The 21,906-nt window shown below is 61.1% G+C and carries 22 protein-coding genes; 5 read left to right on the top strand and 17 right to left on the bottom strand.

Features of this window, described 5'->3' with window-relative positions; genetic code table 11:
• Positions 1 to 62: 62 nt before the first annotated feature.
• Positions 63 to 662, bottom strand: a complete 600-nt coding sequence (locus ACFQDI_RS23130; RefSeq protein WP_377171471.1) for a globin domain-containing protein — start codon at positions 660 to 662, stop codon at positions 63 to 65.
• 161 nt (positions 663 to 823) lie between these two features.
• Between ACFQDI_RS23130 and ACFQDI_RS23125 the strand changes: the two genes are divergently transcribed.
• The 3 genes from ACFQDI_RS23125 (at position 824) to ACFQDI_RS23115 (ending at position 3,686) form a co-directional block, all read left to right on the top strand.
• Positions 824 to 1,297 (top strand): group III truncated hemoglobin, encoded by a 474-nt coding sequence (locus ACFQDI_RS23125; protein WP_377171469.1) that lies wholly within the window; start codon positions 824 to 826, stop codon positions 1,295 to 1,297.
• Positions 1,294 to 2,493, top strand: coding sequence for an NnrS family protein (locus ACFQDI_RS23120; protein WP_377171467.1), 1,200 nt, complete (start codon positions 1,294 to 1,296; stop codon positions 2,491 to 2,493). Before ACFQDI_RS23125 ends, ACFQDI_RS23120 begins: the two co-directional genes overlap by 4 nt.
• A 74-nt stretch (positions 2,494 to 2,567) precedes the next feature.
• Positions 2,568 to 3,686 (top strand): radical SAM protein, encoded by a 1,119-nt coding sequence (locus tag ACFQDI_RS23115; protein ID WP_377171464.1) that lies wholly within the window; start codon positions 2,568 to 2,570, stop codon positions 3,684 to 3,686.
• 1 nt (position 3,687) lies between these two features.
• Here ACFQDI_RS23115 and ACFQDI_RS23110 read toward each other — a convergent pair whose 3' ends face one another.
• The 8 genes from ACFQDI_RS23110 to ACFQDI_RS23075 form a co-directional block, all read right to left on the bottom strand.
• Positions 3,688 to 5,214: an arylsulfatase gene (locus ACFQDI_RS23110; protein WP_377171462.1), complete on the bottom strand. Its 1,527-nt coding sequence runs from the start codon at positions 5,212 to 5,214 to the stop codon at positions 3,688 to 3,690.
• Positions 5,215 to 5,284: 70 nt separating this feature from the next.
• On the bottom strand, positions 5,285 to 6,700 hold the full coding sequence (locus ACFQDI_RS23105) for a sulfatase family protein (RefSeq protein WP_377171460.1): 1,416 nt from the start codon (positions 6,698 to 6,700) through the stop codon (positions 5,285 to 5,287).
• Between the two features lie 112 nt (positions 6,701 to 6,812).
• The gene (locus tag ACFQDI_RS23100) at positions 6,813 to 7,775 is read right to left on the bottom strand and encodes a right-handed parallel beta-helix repeat-containing protein (protein WP_377171458.1); all 963 of its coding nucleotides are present in this window, start codon (positions 7,773 to 7,775) and stop codon (positions 6,813 to 6,815) included.
• Positions 7,776 to 7,813: 38 nt separating this feature from the next.
• Positions 7,814 to 8,500, bottom strand: a complete 687-nt coding sequence (locus ACFQDI_RS23095; protein WP_377171456.1) for an SDR family NAD(P)-dependent oxidoreductase — start codon at positions 8,498 to 8,500, stop codon at positions 7,814 to 7,816.
• Between the two features lie 24 nt (positions 8,501 to 8,524).
• Complete coding sequence (locus ACFQDI_RS23090) at positions 8,525 to 8,950, bottom strand: nuclear transport factor 2 family protein (protein ID WP_377171454.1); 426 nt, start codon at positions 8,948 to 8,950, stop codon at positions 8,525 to 8,527.
• Entirely contained in the window at positions 8,947 to 9,552 is a 606-nt protein-coding gene (locus ACFQDI_RS23085; protein WP_377171452.1) for a pyridoxamine 5'-phosphate oxidase family protein, read from the bottom strand. Before ACFQDI_RS23085 ends, ACFQDI_RS23090 begins: the two co-directional genes overlap by 4 nt.
• Positions 9,553 to 9,579: 27 nt before the next feature.
• Positions 9,580 to 10,023, bottom strand: a complete 444-nt coding sequence (locus tag ACFQDI_RS23080; RefSeq protein ID WP_377171450.1) for a DUF5069 domain-containing protein — start codon at positions 10,021 to 10,023, stop codon at positions 9,580 to 9,582.
• Positions 10,024 to 10,058: 35 nt separating this feature from the next.
• A complete protein-coding gene (locus tag ACFQDI_RS23075; RefSeq protein ID WP_377171448.1) occupies positions 10,059 to 10,430 on the bottom strand; it encodes a DsrE family protein in 372 nt (123 codons plus the stop codon).
• Between the two features lie 122 nt (positions 10,431 to 10,552).
• Between ACFQDI_RS23075 and ACFQDI_RS23070 the strand changes: the two genes are divergently transcribed.
• Positions 10,553 to 11,446: a LysR family transcriptional regulator gene (locus ACFQDI_RS23070; RefSeq protein ID WP_377171446.1), complete on the top strand. Its 894-nt coding sequence runs from the start codon at positions 10,553 to 10,555 to the stop codon at positions 11,444 to 11,446.
• A 5-nt stretch (positions 11,447 to 11,451) separates the two neighbouring features.
• On the opposite strand, the gene ACFQDI_RS23065 is transcribed toward ACFQDI_RS23070, so the two are convergent.
• The 7 genes from ACFQDI_RS23065 to ACFQDI_RS23035 all read right to left on the bottom strand — a co-directional run bounded on the left by ACFQDI_RS23065 (position 11,452) and on the right by ACFQDI_RS23035 (position 20,267).
• Positions 11,452 to 12,336 carry a GH25 family lysozyme gene (locus ACFQDI_RS23065; protein WP_377171444.1) on the bottom strand — a complete coding sequence of 295 codons (885 nt, stop codon included), beginning with the start codon at positions 12,334 to 12,336 and terminating at the stop codon, positions 11,452 to 11,454.
• A 59-nt stretch (positions 12,337 to 12,395) separates the two neighbouring features.
• Positions 12,396 to 12,965 carry an acyl carrier protein gene (locus tag ACFQDI_RS23060; protein WP_377171442.1) on the bottom strand — a complete coding sequence of 190 codons (570 nt, stop codon included), beginning with the start codon at positions 12,963 to 12,965 and terminating at the stop codon, positions 12,396 to 12,398.
• A 49-nt stretch (positions 12,966 to 13,014) separates the two neighbouring features.
• Positions 13,015 to 13,704 (bottom strand): phytanoyl-CoA dioxygenase family protein, encoded by a 690-nt coding sequence (locus tag ACFQDI_RS23055; RefSeq protein ID WP_377171440.1) that lies wholly within the window; start codon positions 13,702 to 13,704, stop codon positions 13,015 to 13,017.
• A 62-nt stretch (positions 13,705 to 13,766) separates the two neighbouring features.
• Complete coding sequence (locus ACFQDI_RS23050) at positions 13,767 to 15,656, bottom strand: sulfatase (RefSeq protein ID WP_377171438.1); 1,890 nt, start codon at positions 15,654 to 15,656, stop codon at positions 13,767 to 13,769.
• Positions 15,653 to 17,419: a sulfatase family protein gene (locus tag ACFQDI_RS23045; RefSeq protein ID WP_377171436.1), complete on the bottom strand. Its 1,767-nt coding sequence runs from the start codon at positions 17,417 to 17,419 to the stop codon at positions 15,653 to 15,655. The genes ACFQDI_RS23050 and ACFQDI_RS23045 overlap by 4 nt, the downstream gene beginning before the upstream one ends.
• Entirely contained in the window at positions 17,416 to 18,837 is a 1,422-nt protein-coding gene (locus ACFQDI_RS23040) for an arylsulfatase B (protein ID WP_377171434.1), read from the bottom strand. Before ACFQDI_RS23040 ends, ACFQDI_RS23045 begins: the two co-directional genes overlap by 4 nt.
• Before the next feature lie 23 nt (positions 18,838 to 18,860).
• On the bottom strand, positions 18,861 to 20,267 hold the full coding sequence (locus tag ACFQDI_RS23035; RefSeq protein WP_377171432.1) for a sulfatase family protein: 1,407 nt from the start codon (positions 20,265 to 20,267) through the stop codon (positions 18,861 to 18,863).
• Between the two features lie 106 nt (positions 20,268 to 20,373).
• On the opposite strand from ACFQDI_RS23035, the gene ACFQDI_RS23030 reads away from it, so the two are divergent.
• Complete coding sequence (locus ACFQDI_RS23030) at positions 20,374 to 20,829, top strand: hypothetical protein (protein ID WP_377171430.1); 456 nt, start codon at positions 20,374 to 20,376, stop codon at positions 20,827 to 20,829.
• A gap of 21 nt (positions 20,830 to 20,850) precedes the next feature.
• On the opposite strand, the gene ACFQDI_RS23025 is transcribed toward ACFQDI_RS23030, so the two are convergent.
• The gene (locus ACFQDI_RS23025) at positions 20,851 to 21,684 is read right to left on the bottom strand and encodes an AraC family transcriptional regulator (RefSeq protein WP_377171428.1); all 834 of its coding nucleotides are present in this window, start codon (positions 21,682 to 21,684) and stop codon (positions 20,851 to 20,853) included.
• Between the last annotated feature and the right edge of the window lie 222 nt (positions 21,685 to 21,906).

Here is a 21,906-nt window from a genome sequence, read left to right as displayed (position 1 = left end):
GCAGCGAGCGACTCCTGGCACTCACTGCGGCGGCATTTGGGTCAACGAGAGATGGACCGCTCTCAGTTGGCCTTCTTCGGACGGCCAAGCACATCGTCCTTGGTCGTGAGCGCCACGGCCACGACCTGGTCGATGAGATCCTGGCTGATCTTGAGATCCTTCAGGGTGTTCACCAGGTTTTCAGCGATGGCGTTGAAATGCTCCTCGGTCAGGCCCATGCCGTCGTGGGCTTTGCGCATGTCCTTGCCGGTCCAGGGCAGCGGGCCGCCGAAGGCAGCGCTGAGAAATTCCTTCTGCTTCCGGCGCTGCTTGTCCATGCTCACATCATCAAAGAAGTGCTTCACACGGTCATCGGCCAGCACCTTCACATAGAAGGCGTCAATCGCGGCGTCCATGGCGGCTTTGCCGCCCAGCTTCTGGTACAGGCTGTCTTCGCGCGCCTTCAGCCACTTGGCTTTGCACTCTTCTTTGGCAAAGGACCACTTGCGGCCTTCATAGCTGGCGGTGATTGCAGGATCGGCAGGCTTGCCGCTGATCGGGCAGATCGTGTTGGTGGCTGCTTCTGTGGCGACAGCGGCGGGATCAACGGCAAGCGCGGCGGCGTTGACCAGCAGAGTCATGACAGCGGTGATGGTGACGATGGATGAGAGGATGAGTTTCATGGTTTGGTTGGGCCATTTAATAAGTTGCATCAGCAATACATCAATGCACCGATCCTGCGCAGCTCTGCGCATTTGTTGCGCGCTGCTTTCCGCGCCAATTCCGGCGCACAACGACGCAGGAAGTGCAGAGCATTGCACGTTTATAGTTGCATCATAAATGCATGTTTAAGACGGAACCCCTGCTCAAATCTGACATCGTCGGCCGCGCCGAGATCGAAACCCTGGTCAACACCTTCTATGAACGTGTGCGGGCCGATGACACCCTCGGCTTCATTTTCGACAAAGTCGCCCAGACCAACTGGACCATGCATCTGCCCAAAATGTATGCCTTCTGGGAGACCGTGCTCTTTCGCACGGGCGGCTTCACGGGCAACCCCCTGGCAGCGCATGCCAGACTGGTGCCGCTCACGGACATGGGCCGTGACAAGTTTGACCGCTGGCTGCAGCTCTTCCGCGGCACAGTGGACGACCTCTTTGCCGGAGAGCGTGCCGAGCACATCAAAAACTGCGCGGCAGACATGGCCAATGTCATCTATTCGCGCATTAATGGTGTGCCCGATCCCCGGTTCGATCCCGCAAACCTCACCCTGGAACAACGCGCGCGTTATTCACGTTATCAGCAGCCAGCCGCATGAGCCAGTTTCCCGCCTGCAAACACAAAAAGCACCGTGCCACCGGGCCGCGCCGCGACGGGCTTCACTGGCTCGCATCAGAGCCGTATCGAGTGTTCTTTTTCAGCGGAGCGCTGTGGAGCATCATCGGCGTCGCTCTGTGGCCGCTGTACTATGCGCAGCAGCTCGGCTTTTATCCGGGCCTGGTGCATGCGCGGATCATGATCGAGGCCTTTGGCGCAGCGTTCGTGGTGGGCTTTCTCGGCACTGCCGGGCCGCGCATGGCCACCGCGCCAAAGCTCACACCGCTGGAGCTTGTCGGACTCCTCGTGCTGCATCAGGCCTGCGGCATCTCTCACCTCACGCTGCACATGGCGTGGGGAGATGCGTGCTTCATCGCGCTGCTCGGCTCGCTGCTGCTGTGCCTGGTGGTGCGTGTGGTGAAGTTCCGCAAGGAGGCGCCCCCTCCCCAGCTGCTCCTGGCGCTCACCGGCTTGATCTGCGGCATCACAGGCGCGTCGCTGCTGCTTTCAAACGCCACCCTGGTGAATCTCCAGCTCCTGCGTCTGGCCAATCTGCTGCTCTACCAGGGCCTGCTGCTGCCACCGGTGCTGGGCATCGGCGCCTTTGTGTTTCCACGCATGCTGGGCGGAGATTTTGGCGATCCTAAAACCGCTGCGCAAAGACGCGCCAAGCTCATGCTCGCCCTGACGGCGGCAGTGCTGGTGGTGCTCAGCTTTTTCATCGAGGCGCACGGCTGGGTGATCTTCGGTTACGCTCTGCGGGCCGGCATTGCGGCAGGCTATCTGCTGGTTGAGGTCAGCTGGAAGACTTCGCAAAGCGGATCTCTCACCACAGGCCTGTTCTGGTCGCTTGCTTTGGGCTCGCTTGGCCTGGTGCTTGCCGGACCTTTCTATGCCCAGCATGTCAGCGTCGAGCATCTGCTCTACATCGGCGGCTTCGGCATGCTCATGCTCATCGTGGGCAGCCGCGTGCTCTTCGGTCACAGCGGCGATCTCGACGGCTTCTTTGTGAAGAGCAAATGGGTACGCTTCCTGGTCTTTCTCAGCGTGCTGGCTGCCATCACCCGCGCCACGCCCGCCTGGGTGCCGTCCACCACGGTCTCCCATCACATCTATGCCGCGCTGACCTGGGCGCTGCTGGCCCTCTTCTGGCTGCTCTGGCACTGCCGCCGGTTCGTCAAACGGGATGAGGAGTAGCCTCCCCGCAAAATCAGCACAGCATTCCCCACGTGCAGGTGGGAATGCAGCTTCTGGATTCGGTTTACTCCCGCATGAACGCAGCGCTGAGCAGACCCGAATGGTCCAAGGTGGAATCAATGGCCTATGACGGCTTCGACGAACGCCCGTTTCTCGTCTTCTGGGAAATCACGCGCGCCTGTGCGCTGGCATGCAAACACTGCCGGGCCGAGGCGCAGTCTCACCGCCACCCGGATGAGCTGACGCGGGAGGAATCGAGCCGCCTCATCCGCCAGCTCGCAGAGCTGAAGCCGCCCATGCTCATCCTCACGGGTGGAGATCCGCTCATGCGCACGGATGCTCTCGATCTAGTGCGCGAGGCCACCGCTGCAGGGCTCCATGTGGGCCTCAGCCCCTCCGCCACAGCACGGCTCATGCATGCCGACTTTTCCGAAATCAAAGCCGCAGGTGTGGAGCGCATTTCCCTGAGTCTGGACGGCGCCACGCGGCAGACGCACGACGCTTTTCGCGGCATCAGCGGTACCTTTGACCGCACCATCGCCGCCGTGCACCGTGCCCATGCGGCCGACCTCAGCGTGCAGATCAACACCACGCTTACTCGCGGCAATCTGCGCGAATACGAGGCCTTCAAGAAGCTCATGTTTGAGCTGAAGCCCGCCATGTGGAGCGTCTTTCTGCTGGTGCCAACCGGGCGTGCCGGCATCGCCGATCTGCCGGATCCTCTGGACATCGAGCATGTGTTTCAGGACATGGCCTCGCTCGTGGGCAAAGCCCCCTTTGCCATCAAGACCACCGAGGGCCACCACTTCCGCCGCGTGCTCATCCAGCGCCACGGAGCCAGCGGCAGACAGCGCCCGGGCATGCGCTCGCCGCTCGGCATTCGCGATGGGCGCGGTGTCATGTTCATCTCCCACACGGGTGTGGTATCCCCCAGTGGCTTCCTGCCTTTTGACTGTGGCAATGTGCGCGAGGAGCACCCCGCAGACATCTACCGGCATCATCCGCTCTTCATCTCCCTGCGTGACAACGACGCCCTCGGAGGCAAATGCGGGCGCTGCGAATTCCGCGCCGTCTGCGGTGGCTCCAGAGCACGCGCCTACGGCGTCACGGGCGACCCCTTTGCAGAAGACCCGGCCTGCATTTACCAGCCGAGGCAAGGCACGGCAAAGATGTCAGCAGCCCCCCACGCCTGAATCAAAGCGAAGGCGGCGTCCAGTCGGGGATGCCGCCGGCCTTCTCCTGCTTCTCGTACAGCTCCCAGAAAGGCTTGGTGGGAGACATGGGCGCGCTTTCATTCACCATGAGCGGCCGTGCCTCCTTCCAGAAGGCCTCGTACGCGGCGTTCATCTTCTGCACCACTTCAGGGTAGTCGCCGCTCACATCTGTCTTCTGATAAGGATCAGCCTCAAGATCGTAGAGTGCGCCCTTGGAAGGCTGCGCCGCAGCACCGGCGGCCTGCTTTTTCTTTTTGGGATTCCCGCCTGCAGCCCGTGGCCCCACGTAGCGGAAGCGCTGGTTGCGCACGCCGTAGTTGAGAAATTCCTGCGTGTCCGGCTCCACGCCTGTGGGCCAGCGCGCCACATGGCTGAAGAGGTAGCGGTCCTCCCAGTTCCCGGCCTTGTCTTCGATCAGCGGTAGCAGGCTGCGGCCCTCCACCTGGTTCTTGGGCAGCTCGGCTCCTGCCATGGCGGCAAAGGTGGGCAGCAGGTCGATGTGTGCCGCGATGGTCTTGATGTCGCGGCCTGGATGGATATGCCCGTCCCAGCGGATGAAGAAGGGCACACGCACGCCGCCTTCATCCGTGGAGCCTTTGAGCCCGACCTGGTCGCCATTGAAGAAAGGATAGCCCGGCACGATGTCCTTGCCGGGAACGCCGGGGCCACCGCCGGTGGTGCCGTTGTCAGACATGAAGATGACCACCGTGTTTTTATAAAGGTCCCACTCCTTCAGCTTCTCCGCCAGACGCCCCATGTTCTCATCGAGGTTCTCGACCATGCCGTAGAATCCGGCCTGGTCTTTGCCAAAGCCGAGATCGGTGAAGCGCTTCGCATTCTTTTCCGGTGCAATGTAGGGACCGTGCGGCGCATTGGTGGCGATGTAGGTGAAGAAAGGTTTCCCGCTGTCCTTCTGCTGCTTGATCCAGCCGAGCGCGGCGGTGAAGAAGACATCGGTGCAGAAGCCGTGAGTCTTCACAAAGCTGCCGTTGTGACGGATCACAGGGTCCATGTACTTGTTGTTTGGCGCATCCGCGCAGGAGCAGTCGTAGGCCTGGCCAATGCCGCCCGCGCCGTGGATGAAGGCTTCGTCAAAGCCGCGCTTGTGCGGCTGATACGCTTCTTCATCTCCCAGATGCCATTTGCCAAAAATGCCCGAGGTGTAGCCCTTGGTCTTGAGCACCTGCGGCAGGATGGTGGCGTTCAGCGTCATGCGCTCGCGCTCCAGAATGGTGTGCGTGATGCCGTTTTTGAGATCGTGCCGCCCCGTCATGATGGCGCTGCGCGTGGGCGAGCATGTCGGACTCACGAGAAAGCGGGTGAAGCGCAGGCTTTTCGCATGCAGCGCGTCGAGATTCGGCGTCTTGAGCCACGGGTGGCCCACACATCCCATCTGCGCGTAGCCTTGGTCGTCCGACATGACGAGGATGATGTTCGGCTTGCTGCCGGCGAGGTCGGCCACTGCGTGCAGGGCCAGGGCAAAGAAAAAGGTCAGGGCGAGTTTCATGGTCGGAACTGTGAGGACGCAGGCGCGGCGGTGCTCTTTCAAGCAATGCAGTCAGGAGGCGAGATACAGGCTACTTTTTGTAAGGCGGTCGCTTCACTTCGTGAATCACGGGCACGTCCTTGTTCATCTGTTCGTAAACAGCCATGAGGCGCTTCACCTCCTCAGGATGCTTGGCGGCCACATCGTGCTGCTCGCCGGGGTCGTTCTGCAGGTCAAAGAGCTGCATCTTGGCCGCCGCATCGCCCGTGTTCAGCCCCGGGAAGGCGTCCAGATTGTACTGCTCGTAGGGCGCAAGGATGGTGACGCCATCCGGCGCGCGCGGGTCCAGCCATTTGCCATCCGCCCCGGGCTTCAGCTTGATCTGCGTGGCAGGCAGCACATGCAGCTTCCAGCGCACATCGCGGACATTGCCCAGCTTCGAGTTGAGATGACCGAAGATGTATTCATGCGGCGGCTTCGCCTCAGCACTCTTCAGCACCGGCATGAGGCTGCGGCCATCCAGCGCACGGTCATCCGGCATCTTGGCGCCGGTCACATCCAGCACGGTCGCAAAGAGATCCATCGTGATCGCGAGCTGATCTCTCACCTGCCCGGCGGGGATCTGCCCCGGCCAGCGGGCGATCATGGGCACACGGTAGCCGCCTTCCCATTGCGCCGACTTCATGCCGCGCAGTCCGCCGCTGCTTCCGCCAAACCATGCGCCATTGTCACTGGTGAAAAGCACCAGCGTGTTCTCATCCAGCCCCAGCTCCTTCAGCTTCGCCAGCACCTGGCCCACGCTCCAGTCCAGCTCCTCCACCGCATCGCCATAGAGCCCCGCCTCGCTTTTCTTATAAAACGCCTCTGAGGCCGCCAGCGGCTTGTGCGGCATGGCCTCCGCCAGGTAGAGCAGGAAAGGCTGGTCCTTGCTCCGCTCGATGAAGCCCAGTGCGCGCTCCGTGTAGCGCCGCGTCAGCGTTGCCTGCACCACAGGATATTCAATGACCTGCGTGCCCTCCAGCACCTGCACCGGCCTCATGTCGTTGGAGTAGGGTATGCCGTAATACTCATCAAAGCCGCGATCCGTGGGCAGAAAGCCTGCCTTGTGCCCCAGGTGCCACTTGCCCACCATGGCCGTGGCATAGCCTGCGGCCTTCAGCACCTGCGCCAGCGTGGTCTCTTTCTCGGGCAGATGCAGCGCATCTGCCTCCGGGCCGCCATCCGGTGCAGGGTTCTGCGTCATGCCACAGCGGAAAGGATAGCGCCCCGTCATCAGCGCAGCACGTGTAGGTGCGCAAAAGGGTGCCGGGCAGTTGAATTGCGTCAAGCGCGCGCCCTCCGCCGCCATGCGGTCCAGATTCGGCGTCTTGATTTTCACATGGCCATAGCAGCCCAGGTCACCATAGCCGAGATCATCAGCCAGGATGACGACGATGTTCGGTCTCCCGGCTGCATGACACGGCATGGAAAACGCAAGGGACAGAAGTGCGAGCAGCAGAGTCTTCATGGGATTGTGCGCAGATACGTGGCGAATGGCACGATCATGCACGGCACTCCTTCAATTCTGAAACGTCGGTGCGGCAAAGTCTTTCCTGACATGCGGACTCAGAGCTCGTCTTTCACCGGGGTTTGATGATCAGGCTCTCCAGCGGCGGCGCCTCATGCTCGCCTGTGTTTTCATAACCGGGCAGCTCTTTGCCGCCATGCCGTTCTTCGCGTGATGTCACCTCCGGTCCATAAGCCATGCGGACGAGTTTCAGGTTTTCAATTTTGTCCTCCGCCCGCACTCCGACGCGTGTGCGGTAGATGGCGCAGTCCTCCACCGTCACACGTGCATCTCCGCGACCGCCCGGGCCGCGTGCACGGATGGCCACCTCATTGTCATCAAAGACGCAGTGGGAGATCAGCGCCTCAATGTGCTCCTTCAAATTCAGCGCCGCCCGTGTGCTGATCTGGCTGGGCTGGTTCCAGCCATGCATGTAGCACTGGCGGATGATGAGCTTGCAGCGCTCGCCATCCGGCGGAGTCTTGGAATCAAACGCGTTTTCCCCCGGGCTCTGCCCCGCTTTGAACCCAGGTGCGTCTTCCGCCAGCGGGCTGGTCCACAGGTGGCATTTTTCGATCGTGAGGCTGCCGCGCTGTTTGCGGTCAGGATCAAACTGAATGCAGTCGCCCGTGATGTGGGAGATGTCGCAGTTGCGGATGGTCACATCGCCCCAGCGACCGGTGATGCCATGTGCGTCCGTTTGTTTTTCAAAGGTGCCGTTGAGCAGGTGATGGATGCGGCAGTTCTCGATCACCACATGCGTGCCAAACACACCAATGCCATTGCCCGTGCCATTGAAGATCTCGCAGTTGCGCAGCGTCACATCGTCCGCGGTGATCTTCACAATGTTGCCGCCCGCACCCTGGGCATCCACGCGGTAGTTTTCATACACTCCCGGCTTGGTGATCTCCAGCCGGTGCACCAGCTTGGCCCCAGCCAGGGTGCCCACTGGCCCCTGAACTCCCGCCAGGTCGGCGGCATGCAGCGGAGCCAGCCAAGAGGAAAGGATGCTGCAGAGGAAAAGCGTTCGTGGCATGGCCCCTTGAACGTAGCCGCAGGACCAAAATTTCCAGTCTACCAGGGAATCACCACCCGATCTTTGACGAACTTCCCCCGCAGGGAATGCGGAGCGTCCAGCGCCAGCCAGGTCAGCGTGTCAGCACCCTCCTCGGGGCTGCGCGGTGCTTCGCTGCCGCCCATTTCCGTGCGGCACCAGCCTGGGCACATGCTGTTCACCATCACCTGCGGCAGTGCGGCGGTGAGCTGCTGCGTCAGCATGTTTAGAGCAGTCTTGCTGATGCAGTAAGCCGGCGCCCAGGCCTGCGGCTCGCCATCGAGCTGCCCGGCCCCGCTGGAGACATTGATGATCCGTGGCGCGCTCGATTTGGCCAGCAGTGGCGCAAAAGCCTGACTCACGCGCAGTGTGCCCACGACATTCGTGTTCAGCGTCTCTAGCAGCGCCTCGGGCTTCAGCTCCAGCAGGTTCTGGTAGTGGTCCAGCAGGATGGCCGAGTTGTTCGCCAGCACATCCAGCCGTCCAAATTGCTGCGTGGTCTGCCTCACTGCAGCATCCACGCTGTTCTGATCCGTAATGTCCGCCGCCACGCCCACAGCTCCTTCGCCGATTTTTTCAGCCGCCGCCGCAGCACGTGCGCCATCACGACTGCTGATGATGACCTGCGCACCACGTGCGGCCATTTGCTTCGCGGCAGCAAGGCCAATGCCACGCGTGGCTCCAGTGATGAGAATGACAGGTTTCATGCGATGAAATCAGGCGGCGTTGCTTCACGCCCGTTCCCAGCGGAACTTACGCTCCTCCTCACGGATCGGTTGATCGTTGATGCTGGCATAGCGTCTGGCCATGTAGCCGTTTTCATCAAACTCCCAGTTCTCGTTGCCATGACTGCGCCACCACTGACCAGCCGCGTCATGCCACTCGTATTCAAAACGCACCGCGATGCGGTTTCCTGTGAAGGCCCAGAGCGTTTTCTTGAGCCGGTAGTCCTGCTCCTTTTCCCACTTCTTTTTCAGAAACTCGACGACTTCGGCACGGCCATTGAGAAACACATCGCGGTTGCGCCACTCGGTGTCGGGTGTGTAGGCCAGCGAGACGCGCTCGGGATCGCGGCTGTTCCAGGCGTCTTCCGCGGCCTGGACTTTCTTGATGGCCGATTCTTCAGTGAATGGTGGCAGGGGTGGGCGTGGGTTCATGGTGTTTGCAGTTTGAGTTGGGATTCGAGTTCGGCAATGCGCGCTTTCAGTGGAGCGACGGCTTCTTGTACTTCGGCGGCAGTGAAACGGGGTGTGATGAATTTGGGGCAGTTCCAGTCGTAGGATAAAACGTCGATGACAAAGATGCGCTCCACTCTCGCGGCATGACCTCCGGGTGGCGCGGTCTTTTCCACCAGCTCGGAATGTTCCCGCGCATCCAGCACCTTCGCATGACCGATGATCTTCAGCCTTTCACGCGCTGGATAATCCATGAGGAAAAGGCTCACGCGGTCATTCGCCGCAAGGCTCCCCACGCTGATCATCTGGCGGTTGCCGCCATGGTCTGCAAACATGAGCTCGTTCGGCCCGGTGACACGCAGAAAGCCTTTGGCCCCGCCGCGATGCTGCAAATACGGCCAGCCGTTTTCCGTGATGGTGGCCATGTAAAACGAGTCGCGCTGCGAGATGAACTCCGCTTCTGCAGCCGTGAACACGTCACGCTCAGGCGTGGATTCAAAGGCGGGGTGCGTCCGCCCGTAGTAATGTCGCTCCGCCTCGAACACGGCAGGCGTGAGCACGGTGTGCATGTATCGGTCGGCCATATTCGAGGTGGAGTGAGAGGTGGTTGTTTAGGCGACGCCGCCGAAGCTGACAAAATCGTCGAGATCAAGGTAGTCAAAGGTTCCGCGCAGATCTTCGCGCGCCGGATTGAGGCGTTTGATCTGTTCCGTGAACCATTCGCGCATCTCCACATCGTTGAAAGACACGGTTTCAGTCCAGTCGGACCACTGATTGATCTCAAGTGGCGTGCGCTGCAGCGGCGCTTTTTCACGCACCCACGCCAGCACCTCCCAGTCGCCCGCTCCCCTTTTCACCTGCTCCAGCAGCGCTTCGGGCTGAATGCCGGTGAAACGGAAGAAGTGGCCGTCATTGGGAGTGTCATAGACATACTCTCCGTTGGTGCCGGCGAGCGTGGCGCGCGCTTTGTCCAGCATGCGCGGCAGGATGGTGTACCCGCCGAGGCGCACGCGCGGGCTGCGCGGGGCGCGTTGAGTAAGGTTCGGTGCGTTCATGGGATGTTTCAGTGAAGTGAAGACATGATGAAATTTCAGAACACGAGCGTCTGCCAGCCTTCAGCCAGATAACGGCGGATGCTCGCAAAGCCGGGAGTGCCGGCCAGCGCGAAATCTTTGATCTCAGGCAGCCCGCAGGCTTCGACTTCCTTCGTCGCACCAAAGACGTTGGAGCAGCCGCAGGAGGCGCCGGCGATGGCCGGGCGCACAGCATTGTAGAGACCATGCGCCGGATGCGTGGGCTTCGAGAATTCAGCAGGCCAGCGGACGCCTGTTCCGGCGAATACGACACTGACTTCGTCGCTCTTTTCCTGCGCTTCCGCAGCGAGGGCGAGGCCATTGAAGGCGCGGCCAAGGGCTTCTTCGCCGTTTTTAGGATCGGAGGTGATGATGATTGCGATTTTCATGGGATGGTGTGTTTGGGTTTGAATGCTCTCTCTGGAGCAGGCGTATGCTGCTCTGCCTTTCAGCCTGCGGGTAATGCCGGTTCCTTGTTGCCGTTATGCCGGAAGCGCATAACCTTGGTGATATGATGGACCGCATCAAAGCCCTGCTCACCGTGATTGACGAAGGCAGCGTCAACCGCGCTGCGGTGCGTCTGCGCATCACCCAGCCCGCGCTGAGCCGGCAGATGCAGGCTCTCGAAAATGAACTCGGCGGCAAGTTGCTGGAGCGCGAGACCAGCGGCGTAAAGCCCACGGGCCTTGGCCATGCCTTGGTCAAGTCCATGCGCCCTCTCGTCGAAAATTATGAGGCTGCTCTCGCCGATCTGCGCCGCCAGGCGCGCGGTGAGCGCTCCGAGCTGCGCGTAGGGTATTTGGGCTCGGCCGCTCAGAGCATCCTCACTCCAGCTTTGGCAAAGCTCCGCAAAGTCCAGCCGCACGTGAAGCTCAAACTGCAGGACCTCTCACCGCGTGAGCAGATCGACGCCCTGCGCGCCGGAGAGCTGGATCTTGCGCTCATCGGCCAGGAGGGCCAGCTGGCGGCACGTGAGTTTCACAGTGCCAGGCTTTGTTCCCTGCATGTCTGCGTGGCCGTGGCGGATGATGATGCCCTCTCCACTCGCAAAAGCGTGACGCTGAAAGAGCTGAAGGGCCGCGACTTCATCGGCGTGGACGAGGAGCAGGTGCCCGGGCGCAATCGCTGGGTCGCTTCCATGTGCAAAGCCGCCGGATTCAAGCCGCGCTTTGCCGTGATTGTGGACGGCATCTCCAATGTGCTTTCGCAGGTCGTCTCAGAATCCGCAGTCACCCTGCTGCCCGGTTATTTTGAAAAACTCCAGCACCCCGGCATCACCTTTGTTCCTGTCAGTGATGACAGCGCTCGCTGGGACTGCATCGTGCTCTGGCAAAAAGGCCGCGCCTCCGCCGCCACCCGCGCGCTGGTGGAGGCCCTGAAGCAGGTCGCGGCGACGCTGCGCTGAGCGGATCAGCGCAGCCTCAGCCCATGCTGCTCCCAGAAGGACTGCATGGCCGCATGCGAGCCGTTGAAAACATTGCGCTCCACCGGCCGGTCGAGGTTGCCAAAGTAAAGGCTGTTGCGGTTCATGCCATGGTTGTACACCTTCGGCTGCGAGCGGCCATGAGACCAGTCCACACCCCCATACTGCCACAGGGCCCAGTCTGACCACACCTGATACTGATGCAGCAGCCCGTGCGGACTGCCTGGCGCGGGATACACCGGCCCCGCGCCGCTGTCGTGGGCATACAGCGCCAGCCAGTACGGCATGCGGCGCAGCTTGGCTTTCGTGGCCGGGTCCGCGCTGCTCAGCAGCTGCTTCAGGTGCGTACTGTTCTCCAGATACGCCACCGGCACCACCCCCGTGCGCGACTCCACCCGGTCCATGAAGCGCAGGATGTCCGACATGCGCGAGTTCGCGTCAAAGTCCGCGCACAGCAGCAGCGCAGGCGCATTCCACGCACGGCCATGTGCCAGGGAATGCGCCCTTGCACAGAACTGGTCCGCCTGTTTTACCGCATCCACATGCGTTTGCAGCCGGTAGTAAATCCCGGGCAGCATCCCATTGCGATCCGCCGACGCCAGGAAGTGCGCACACTTCTCATCCAGATTGCCACCCTTGCCCGCCCGTGCGATCAAGGCGCTGGCCCCATTGGCTCGCAGCGCGGACACATCATGCTCCGAGTACCCCTGACCCGGCCGCTGCTTCTCCTTCGGATCATACGCCGACACATTGATGATCTGCGGCATGCCCCAGGAAGACATCGGCGGTGGGATGTCTGGCGGCCCGCCGATGGGCGGTGTGGTGCAACTGGCGAGGGCAAGGAGTAGCGGCAGCAGCAGGGGGCGTTTCATAAAGGAGAATGATTCACTCCATCGGCTCGCGCGCAAGGGAGCGTTTCCCACGGCATAATCTAATCCAACCCCAGATCCTCTATGAACCTCTTGTTCTCGCCATACTTTTCCTCCGGCAGGCCTAGCTGGTCTAGAACGATGTGTTTGATCAGCAAGGCAATGTCACCCCGTGACAAAGCATGGCACTCGTCCTCTGTGAGTCGTTGCAACAGATGATAAGACGTCCAGTCAGACAGCTCTCCGAGTGTTTTCAGTTGGGCGGGAAAGTCCGTGCTGAGTCCGAACCAGCGCAGGCGCGGCCATGCTTTGACCCCCATCTCTTGTTTGAGTTGGCTCCATTGCCGACGGCGCGAGCTGCGATCAGCAAGCACATCATCGAGTTTCTGAATTCTGCTGACTTCGCCGTCAACCAAGCCCAAAACCCGCAGAGCTTTTGTCAGTTGCACCCAGACGGTCTCTTCTTTGGCCCGAAGCACAACGGTGTCGCTTTGCGCTTTCGCATCCAGTTTGGCGGCGATGCATTCAATGGCATCCCGCGGAGTGCGCATCTTTTCAGCTTCCTGATCGGAGATCGAAATCTGGAAGGTTTCCTCAAAGGCTAAAACAAGCTCGACGCTATCAAGACCCATGGCGGACGATGTTTGATAAAAGTGGAATCAATCGCTCTGCCGCACCAGTTCACAGACTGTCGCAGCTTTGGCAAGGAGCCTCATGCCATTCCAGCGGTGCCGGCAGTTCGAAACCTGCGTATTCAATGTGCAGCACGCGGCGCCTCCTCGGGCTGGAGGAACGCGAGGACGCATGCAGCAGCAACGGCCGCATCAGCAGCACGTCACCGGCTTTGGCTTCGCAAAGCACCTCTTCGCGCGTTTCACGACACCCCTGTATCGCTTCCGCGCTCAATCTGCCCAGCCGATGCGTACCCGGCAGCACTCGCAGGGCTCCGTTGCCTGCATCTGTATCGTCCAGGTGCAGCCGCACGGCCAGCATCTGCTCTAGCAGCATCATGGGTGGCTGCACATGCGGCACACCTTCCTTGACACTCCACGGCCCAAAGCCAGTCATTTCCGTCTGCTCTTTGAGCGCAAGTGTCAGGTCCTGGTGCCAGGCCACGAGCCAGTTGGTTTCCGGGCGTTTGTCAAAGTAGATGCCGCGAACCGGGACGGGGTTGAAGGCAAGATATGGACTCACCAGATCTGCCAGCAATGACTGCGCCAGCTCAGCCACCTCGCGGACGCGCAGCATGCCACGGGAGCCCGCTCCGTTCGCATCACCCAGCAAGGCAGCCAGAGCATGGCGGGCTGAAGCATCGAGCACATTCGGCACGATGACGAACCCGTGAGCGTCCAGATGAGATGCGAAATTCATGCTGTCGATGGCTTGCGCGTTTCCCGCTCATTTGCAAGCCGGCCATTGCCGGTGGAGGTGTTTCAAAAATCCGTTCGTGTCACCTTGCCGCCATCCTCCGAACGAAGCTCGATCCAGTCGAGCTCCATCCGCTGCTCCTGCATGGGCAGGTAAAGCCGCACGATGCCCAGCGGTCCAGCAGCAGGAATCTGCACGCTGATCTCCTCCCAGCCGCCTCCCTTCAGCGTGAAGAGCACGCGCTGCGCTTTGCCACCGTTTGGCACCCAGTCAAAATGCGAAGTGCCCGCCTTGGCCTTGATGCGGAATTTCGCTGTCGTCGGCCCGCTGTGCTTGCCAGCAGCGAACCCGAAGAAGCACTCAAAGCCGATGTTGGTCACACTCACGATGCCGTCCTTCACCGTGGCCTTGCAGTCGCGTGCCTTCCAGCCTTGCAGCGCGGGATCGCCGTCATCTTTGGCAGGTGCCTTGGCTTTTGTCTTGGCCTGCGGCTTGCCTTCGAGCTCGGGATGATGCTGCTTCGGATCAAAGGCCGGATTCGGCACCGGCAACACCGCATGGGTTTCCTTCAGAAACGCTTCGATCAACGTGTCCAGCTCCTGCACGAGTTCGGGCTTCTGTGCGGCAAGGTTGCTCTTCTCGCCGGGGTCATCGTGCAGATTGAAAAGCAGGTATCGGTGCGCGCCTTTCTCCCCGCCGTGAAAAAGGCGGATGAGCTTCCATTCGCCGCGATGCACAGACACTCCGGGCGGTAGCCAGTCCGGCACATTGGGAGAGGAATGCGGGAAGTACTGGAAGACCGCCTTGCCTGGCAAATCGCCGCCTTTCAGCGCGGGCACAAGGCTGTGGCCGTCAAAGATCTGCCCTGCCGCAGGCTGGATCGCGAGGGCTTCGAGCAGCGTGGGGTAGTAGTCCTCGCTCTGGATCAACGCATCGCTGCGTGCTCCCGCTTTGGCGAGACCTGGCCAGACGATCACGCCCGGCACGCGCGTGCCACCTTCAAACAGGCAGGCCTTGCCCCCACGCAGCGGCGCATTGCTGGTGGGAGTGGTGTCGTCCACCTTGTCATACATGTTGCCCCCGTTGTCGGAGGTGAAGATGATGATCGTATTGTCCGCGATCTTGAGCCGGTCCAGCGCATCCAGCAGCGTGCCGATGGCGTCATCCATGCTCTCCACCATCGCCGCATACGTCGGGCTGTGTTGCGGATCTTTGAGATTCACACGCGCACGATGTTTCTCGATCAGCGCCTTCTTCGCATCAAACGGCGCATGCACGCTGAACATCCAGTAGTTCAGGTAAAACGGCCCGTCCTTGTGCTCCTCCATGAAGGCCACGGCCTCCTTGGCCATGCGGTCCTCGATGTGCTGGTCCGGCACGTCTGGGTCCGCGTCAAAATCGGCAAACTTCCACGGCGCCATGTAGCTACCCGCCGGTCCGGGTCCGGGATGGTGCGGCACATCCACATCAAAGCCCTGCTGCAGCGGCGAGTAGGGTTCGGGGCCCAGATGCCATTTGCCAAAGTGGCCCGTCGCATAGCCCGCATCGTGCAGTGTCTCCGCCAGCGTGCGATATTCAGTTTTCAGGCGTGTCGGCGGCGTGGGCTGGATCGCCTTTTGGTCCGCTGCAGATTTTTTCGGCAGCGTCGCTTCCAGCACCACCTGCGGCATGTGGCAGTTCGGCACGGTGATGCCCGTGCGGGCCGGGCTCAGCCCCGTGAGAATAGCCGAGCGCGTGGGCGAGCACAGCGGACTCGCGGAATACGCCCGCGTGAAGGTCATGCCCCGCTGTGCCAGCCGCTGCACGTTCGGTGTCTGGTAAAACTTCGTTGTGCCATAAAGCGTCGTGTCACTCCAGCCGAGATCATCGGCCAGAATGATGATGACATTCGGCTGTTTCGCAGCAGCGAGGAGTGCCGGACAAAGGGCCAGAAAGCAGAACAAGAGTTTTTTCATCGTGACGCAGGCAGAAGATCAAGGGTGCGAAACTCAGCAGGACCAGGCGGCAGATGCACACGCACATGGATGACACGCCCCTTCGCCGGGATTGCCACCTCCTGCGTCTGCCATTCATCGCCCGCTTTCACTTCAAACGGCACGCGGTTCGCAGGGAGAAAGTCTTTGTCTCCATCCATGCGCCAGGCGATGGCGCCCTGGCCGGCGGCAGCCGTTTTGAAAACGATTTTGGCTGTCACAGGTGCGGCCAGCTTGATCTGGCTGCGGGTGATGAAGGTGCCCTTGCCACCCTTGTCTGGCGTGAGCACCAGCACTCCATTCTTATTGATGAGGCTGCCTCCGCGTGCCAGCCAGCCGCGTGTGGCCTTGGTGTCGGGCTGCTCGGCTTTGGCTTCAGGCTGCGGCGCAGGCTTTCCTTCGAGGTAGAAGTCAAAATAGGCATTCCACACCCCAGCCATAGGCCCGAGTGCGAGGCCTGGCGGGTTCAGCTCTCCACACCAAGCCGTGAGTTTGCCGCGCAGCCGTGCTGCGATGTCCGGATGCTGCGAGGCGAGGCTGTGTTTCTCTTCCAGGTCGGTGGAGAGATCGTAAAGGTACTCGCGCTCGCCCCCGCGCAGCAGCTTCCAGTTTCCCTCGCGAATGGCGCTTTGGGCCATCCAGCGCCACATCAGCGCCACATGCGGTGGCCGCGTGTCTTCACCTTTGAGATACGGCATGAGATTCACGCCATCCAGATCTCCCGGCTTGACGGAAACGTCCGCCAGCGCCGCTGAGGTGGCCGCGACATCCAGTGCGCTCACCGCATGCTCATACGTCTGCCCGCCGGGAATCGTGCCGGGCCATGCGATAAGAAACGGCACATGCATCCCGCCTTCGCTCAGCATGCCTTTTTCTCCATTCAGCGGCGTGTTCAGGCTGCCGTCCCAGCCGCCCGCATCTCCTTCCAGCGGCGAGTCGGTCTTGTGAATCTTCAACGGCGCCCCGTTGTCGCCGATGAGGAAGATCAGCGTCTTCTCAGTCAGTCCATGCTGCTTCAGCGTGTCCGTGATCAGGCCCACGCCATCGTCCACCGCAGCCAGCATGCCCAGCGCAGCACGGCGGCGCTCCGGCATCGGGCCTGGAAAGCGGTCCTTGTACGACTGCGGTGCATCCAGCGGCGTGTGCGGCGCACGAAAGGCAACATATAGAAAGAACGGCTGCTCTTTGTAGCGCTCAATGATTGCCGCCGCTGACTTCGCACAACCATCGACGTGATAAAGCTCCGGCTTCATCTCGCTCATCGGCCGGTCCTGACCATCCACCGTGATGTTGGCGGGAAACTTCTGCTGCCCATGCTGCGAATACACATGCTTGAACCCATGCTTCGTGATCTCGCTCTGCGGGCCGAGGTGCCATTTGCCAAACTGCGCCGTCACATACCCTGCCCGCTGCAGCCGCGTGGCGATCGTCGTCTCCTTGTTAAAGCCATCCAGCGTAGAGTTGTTGTTGTCCAGATTGAAGCGTCCTTGGAATTTCCCCACCATCAGTCCTCCACGTGACGGCACACACTGCGGCGCGGTGCTGTAGCCGTGCTTGGCCACGACACCGCTGCGCGCCAGCGCGTCGATGTGCGGCGTTTTCACATCCTTTTCCACACCGCGGATGCCGAGATCGGCATAGCCGTGGTCGTCGGTGTAAAAGACGATGATGTTGGGCTTTACGGCAGCACTGGCTGCTTCAGCCAGAATGACGAGGCCTAGAGCGAGGAGAATGCGGAGCTTCATGGTGCTTTCTTTTTCTTGGTCTGGTCAAACATCGCTGCAGCTTCGTGGCCCACCTGGCCCGGTGTCACGGCGTCTTTCAGGGACTCGGCCAGTTTGGCACGCATCGTGGCCAGACGCTCGGGCTCCTGCGCGGCCAGATTGTTCTTTTCGCCGATGTCGTTGGCGAGGTTGTAGAGGGCGAAAGTGTCTGCGGTGTTGGCTGTCTTCTTCGCACCCCCCTTGCCCTTTTTGCCCTTCCCCTTTGCTTTCGCGCCTTCTGCGGGCGCTTCTTCGCTGTCGGCGTCGCTGCCATTCACGACGAGCTTCCAGTCGCCCATGCGCAGCGCGGCCACGGTGGGAGACTGCACGCAGAGGATCGCATCATGCGGCGAGGGCGCACCCTGCGTGAGCATGGGCCAGACATCTTTGCCATCCAGCGGCGTCTTCTGTTCCAGGGAGCCACCGGCCAGTTTCACCAGCGTGGGATACCAGTCCACAGTATGCATGGGCTCTTTGATACGCTTGCCAGCCGGAATATGCCCCGGCCAGTTGGCAAAGGCGCACCCGCGCACACCGCCCTCATAAATGCTGCCTTTGAAGGCGCGCAACGGCCCGTTGCTGCCAGGAGGCGGACCGCCATTGTCGGTGGAGAAAATGATGAGCGTGTTTTCACGCTCCCCGCTTTTTTCTAAAGCGGCCACGATCTGCCCGATTGCCTCGTCCACCGCTGCCAGCATGCCCGCGAGTTTTTGCCGTCCGCCCGTCAGAGCGCCATAAGGCTTTAAGTACTCCTCCGGCACCTCCAGGGGGCCATGCACTCCATTGAACGGCACGTAGAGAAACAGCGGCTTCGCCTTGTCCTTTTCGGCGATGGTGCGGCAGGCCTCGCGTGCGAGGAGATGCGTGGTGTAGCCCTCTTCTTTGATCTGCTGGCCGTCGCGGTACCAGTCCAGATCCGGGCCGCGCATGTGGGTAAAGTAGTCCAGCATGCCAAAGTAGTGCCCATAGTGGTGGTCAAAACCGCGTGAGGTGGGCAGGTAGGCAGGCTCAAATTCACCCAGATGCCATTTGCCGATGATCGACGTGGCGTAGCCCGCATCGTGCAGCGCATTCGCCAGCGTGCGTTCCGTCAGCGGCAGACCCCACGTGGCATGCGGACGCACGATGGTGTACACACCCGTGTGCGTGGCATAGCGGCCGGTCATCAGCGCAGCACGTGTGGGCGAGCACACCGGCTGCACATAGAGCGACTCCAGCACGGTACCTCCGGCTGCCAGCTTGTCGATGTTCGGTGTCTGGATCTCCTTGCCGCCATTGAATCCGCAGTCCGCATAGCCCAGGTCATCGATCAAAAAGAAGACAATGTTAGGCTGCTTCTCGGCTGCGAAGGCCGATACCGAAAGGAGAAGGGATGATAAAAGCAGTGCGATGGTTTTCATGAGAGGAGAATGGAGATAAGGTTTCATTTGGACTTCTTCTTTTTGTCGGCGCCGGGATCGACCATCGTCACCGGTTCGCCAATCAGCAGCGGTTTGCCAAAGACGGTCTGCTTGTCTCCCTGCTGCTGCATCCAGGCGTCCACATCCTCACGCAGTTGCTGCAGGCGCTCCGCCTGCGCGGGTTCTGCGGCGAGGTTGTGCAACTCGTTCGGATCACTCTTCAGATCGTACAGCTCCTCCGCAGGCCGCACTGAGTACCGCTTCACCTTGGCCGCAGCTTCCGTGTTAGACTCAGCGGCGCTGAGCCAGCTCTGCCAGTAGTTGAAGCCGCTGGTCACCTTGCTGGAGCGGGAGATATGCGTGTGGTGCTGAAATTCGGGGTGCAGGTTGCGGATGTACTTCCAGTCACGCGTGCGCACACTGCGGATGGGATACACATTGAAATCGCCATCCCCGCTGTGCGTGGTGAAGATTTTCTCCCGGTGTGTCGTGACTTTCCCCAGCAGCACACCTGCAAACGACTTGCCGTCAATACCCTCCGGCACCGTGCCGCCACCGAGCTCGATGAAGGTGGGCAGCAGATCCGGCCAGGCGATCATGGCATCATTCGTGGAAGCCGGTGGCAGATGCCCCGGCCAGGCTGCGATGAAGGGGATGCGGATGCCCGCATCGTACAGATTCCATTTCCCAAACGGCCACTGCCCGCCGTGATCAGCGGTGTAGATGAAGAGTGTGTCCCCGGGCACCTTGTCCTTGGCCAGCGCCCGCAGCTCGCCGAGCAGGGTGTCCGCACGCGTGATGTCCGAGCAGTATCGCGCCCGCTGCTCCCGCGTCGCCGCAGTATCCACATGTTTAGGGGGCAGCTTGAGCGCCGCCACATCATAGCCCGCATTCTCACCCCAGGGCACATGCGGATGACGCGTGCCGAAGAATAAACACAGCGGCTTGGAGGCATCGCGAGTGTTGAGAAACTTGGCCACTTCCACGGTGTCCGAATCGCCCTGCTGCTGCCCGCCGAGAACATCAAAGCCATGGTCCTTGCCGTAGTTCCCATGCGCTACCTTGCCAAACGCCGCCACTTCATATCCCAGCGCATGCAGCACCGGTGGCAGCGAGGGCACGCCAGGAATCTTCGCCTTGTGGTTCGGCTCCGCCCCATTCCGCGCTGGCCACAGCCCCGTGCACAGTGTGGTGCGGCTGGGGCCGCAGGCAGGAGAGGCCACAAACGCATGCGTAAACTTTACCCCCTCCGCCGCCAGCTTCACCATGTTGGGCGTGCGGATGTCCGTGGCTCCATAGGGCTCGGAATCCAGCATGCTGTGATCGTCCGAAATAAAGACGACGATGTTTGGCGGCACGGTTTTCTCTGCCGCCAAAAGAGGCAGACACAAAAAAGACGCGAAGATAAACGACAGAGACAGGTTGGACATGCGCCCCGTTAACGAACGGTCTTGCAGAAACATCTCAGCAAATGCTGTGTCGGATTCCGCATCGGAGCTTGTCACCAGCCGGGTGGCATTCTAGCCTCCAGCCATCATGACCTCGAAACCGAGCGCCTCCACCAAGCAGTCCGCCGAATACGCCATCTACAAGCCCAACGGTCGCGGCGCCGGCGGCGTGATCCGCTTCGAGTTCAACCGCGCCAAGGGTGCCGTCTTTGTGGACGCCGCCTCACAGAGCGGGGAGAAGCAGTTCGACTGGGAGCAGAAGATCACCATGAAATGGGGCCTCTCCGATCTCGGCACGGTGCTGGCCACCCTCCAAGGCCGCCAGGAGCAGGCCAAGCTTTTCCACCAGTCTGAAAAGGCCAACAGCGCCTTCGAGCTCACCTTCCGCGATGATCCGCAGAAAGCACCTTACTTCATGAGCATGTCACGGCAGGAGGCCGCATCCAAGAGCGTCAAGAAAGTCACCATACCCGTGACCCATGCCGAAGCCGCGATCTTGGAAACCGCCCTCCGTGCGGCGATCACACGGCTGATTGGGTGGTGAAGCAAGCATCGGCAGCGTGGCTCATCCCCAGCTCTCGTCCCGGTACATCGCTGGCGAGGTGTTGCGGTACTGCCGCAGCATGCGGCTGAGGTAGTAGCGGTTTGTCAGCCCGCATTCTTCGGCGATGGATTCGATGCTCTTCTCCGTGTGCCTCAGCTGCCTGCAGGCCTCGTCCAGCCGGTAATCCAGAAGCACTCGCATGGGCGCCTGCTGCAGCTCTTGCTGAAAGAGATGGTTTAAATTCCGCACGCTCAGCCCCGCGTGCCGCGCCACCTGCTCGGCGGTCAGCTTGATGCCGAGGTGCTGGTGCATGAACTCCATCGCCCGCAGCACCCGCGCGTCCAGATGCTGCTTTTCCCAGACACTGTCCGGCAGGCACTGCACGGCGGCGATCACCAGCTGGATCGTGGGCCAGGGAAACCTCGCCGCCACCTTCTCCTTGCTCAGCTTGATCAGCCCCGGGATCAGGCTCTGCATCAGCGTCGTGGTGCGAAAGCGGTGGATGCCCGGTGCCGCGCGGTCCGCCAGCGGCCCCAGGTTGAAATGCGCATACCACTTGCTGAAAGGCCGCGTCGTCGTGGTGCTGAAAGTCGTGTGTGGCGGAATCAGATACATGAAGCCCGGCTCCAGCGGCGTCTTCTCACCCTCGATTTCCACCACCCCTCCCGGGCTCACCGGCCAGTACAGGCGCCAGTAGGGATCATTCAGCCGCCGCAGCTCCCACTGCTGCAGTTCGATCTTGCGTGTGGTCAGGATGTCCACCGTCACCCCCGGCAGCGCCACCGTGCGCTGGCCCTGCACGCGATGCGCGGAGCCGGTGGGCACGAGGCTCAGGATGTTTTTGTTCGTCTGCATGGGCATTGCAAAATCCGACACAAATCTGGCGAGCCCGTGCATGGACGGCAAGCGGGGAGTGGCTAAGGATTTAAGCTCAACCAAACTGAACACACACCATGGCCGACATCCAAACCAGCGCTGCAGACAAGAAGGAAAAGGAATTCTTCACCGACGTCCCCCAGGAGGCCCCAGGCTTCTTCCTCAAGGGCTGCCACCAGTATGACTGGGGTCTCAAGAACC

This window comes from Prosthecobacter fluviatilis, assembly GCF_042655725.1.
Classification (GTDB): Bacteria; Verrucomicrobiota; Verrucomicrobiia; order Verrucomicrobiales; family Verrucomicrobiaceae; genus Prosthecobacter; species Prosthecobacter fluviatilis.
This window is presented reverse-complemented; position numbering and strand designations above follow the sequence as displayed.

What these genes read in the sequence shown, in the direction of transcription:
- ACFQDI_RS23125 (WP_377171469.1), top strand. Translation starts at nt 824, where the DNA reads ATGTTTAAGACGGAACCCCTGCTCAAATCTGACATCGTCGGCCGCGCC.
- ACFQDI_RS23065 (WP_377171444.1), bottom strand. Translation starts at nt 12,336, where the DNA reads ATGAAACGCCCCCTGCTGCTGCCGCTACTCCTTGCCCTCGCCAGTTGC.
- ACFQDI_RS23040 (WP_377171434.1), bottom strand. Translation starts at nt 18,837, where the DNA reads ATGAAAACCATCGCACTGCTTTTATCATCCCTTCTCCTTTCGGTATCG.
- ACFQDI_RS23115 (WP_377171464.1), top strand. Translation starts at nt 2,568, where the DNA reads ATGAACGCAGCGCTGAGCAGACCCGAATGGTCCAAGGTGGAATCAATG.
- ACFQDI_RS23120 (WP_377171467.1), top strand. Translation starts at nt 1,294, where the DNA reads ATGAGCCAGTTTCCCGCCTGCAAACACAAAAAGCACCGTGCCACCGGG.
- ACFQDI_RS23075 (WP_377171448.1), bottom strand. Translation starts at nt 10,430, where the DNA reads ATGAAAATCGCAATCATCATCACCTCCGATCCTAAAAACGGCGAAGAA.
- ACFQDI_RS23110 (WP_377171462.1), bottom strand. Translation starts at nt 5,214, where the DNA reads ATGAAACTCGCCCTGACCTTTTTCTTTGCCCTGGCCCTGCACGCAGTG.
- ACFQDI_RS23030 (WP_377171430.1), top strand. Translation starts at nt 20,374, where the DNA reads ATGACCTCGAAACCGAGCGCCTCCACCAAGCAGTCCGCCGAATACGCC.
- ACFQDI_RS23130 (WP_377171471.1), bottom strand. Translation starts at nt 662, where the DNA reads ATGAAACTCATCCTCTCATCCATCGTCACCATCACCGCTGTCATGACT.
- ACFQDI_RS23085 (WP_377171452.1), bottom strand. Translation starts at nt 9,552, where the DNA reads ATGGCCGACCGATACATGCACACCGTGCTCACGCCTGCCGTGTTCGAG.
- ACFQDI_RS23050 (WP_377171438.1), bottom strand. Translation starts at nt 15,656, where the DNA reads ATGAAAAAACTCTTGTTCTGCTTTCTGGCCCTTTGTCCGGCACTCCTC.
- ACFQDI_RS23095 (WP_377171456.1), bottom strand. Translation starts at nt 8,500, where the DNA reads ATGAAACCTGTCATTCTCATCACTGGAGCCACGCGTGGCATTGGCCTT.
- ACFQDI_RS23035 (WP_377171432.1), bottom strand. Translation starts at nt 20,267, where the DNA reads ATGTCCAACCTGTCTCTGTCGTTTATCTTCGCGTCTTTTTTGTGTCTG.
- ACFQDI_RS23055 (WP_377171440.1), bottom strand. Translation starts at nt 13,704, where the DNA reads ATGAATTTCGCATCTCATCTGGACGCTCACGGGTTCGTCATCGTGCCG.
- ACFQDI_RS23090 (WP_377171454.1), bottom strand. Translation starts at nt 8,950, where the DNA reads ATGAACCCACGCCCACCCCTGCCACCATTCACTGAAGAATCGGCCATC.
- ACFQDI_RS23070 (WP_377171446.1), top strand. Translation starts at nt 10,553, where the DNA reads ATGATGGACCGCATCAAAGCCCTGCTCACCGTGATTGACGAAGGCAGC.
- ACFQDI_RS23025 (WP_377171428.1), bottom strand. Translation starts at nt 21,684, where the DNA reads ATGCAGACGAACAAAAACATCCTGAGCCTCGTGCCCACCGGCTCCGCG.
- ACFQDI_RS23080 (WP_377171450.1), bottom strand. Translation starts at nt 10,023, where the DNA reads ATGAACGCACCGAACCTTACTCAACGCGCCCCGCGCAGCCCGCGCGTG.
- ACFQDI_RS23045 (WP_377171436.1), bottom strand. Translation starts at nt 17,419, where the DNA reads ATGAAGCTCCGCATTCTCCTCGCTCTAGGCCTCGTCATTCTGGCTGAA.
- ACFQDI_RS23100 (WP_377171458.1), bottom strand. Translation starts at nt 7,775, where the DNA reads ATGCCACGAACGCTTTTCCTCTGCAGCATCCTTTCCTCTTGGCTGGCT.
- ACFQDI_RS23060 (WP_377171442.1), bottom strand. Translation starts at nt 12,965, where the DNA reads ATGGGTCTTGATAGCGTCGAGCTTGTTTTAGCCTTTGAGGAAACCTTC.
- ACFQDI_RS23105 (WP_377171460.1), bottom strand. Translation starts at nt 6,700, where the DNA reads ATGAAGACTCTGCTGCTCGCACTTCTGTCCCTTGCGTTTTCCATGCCG.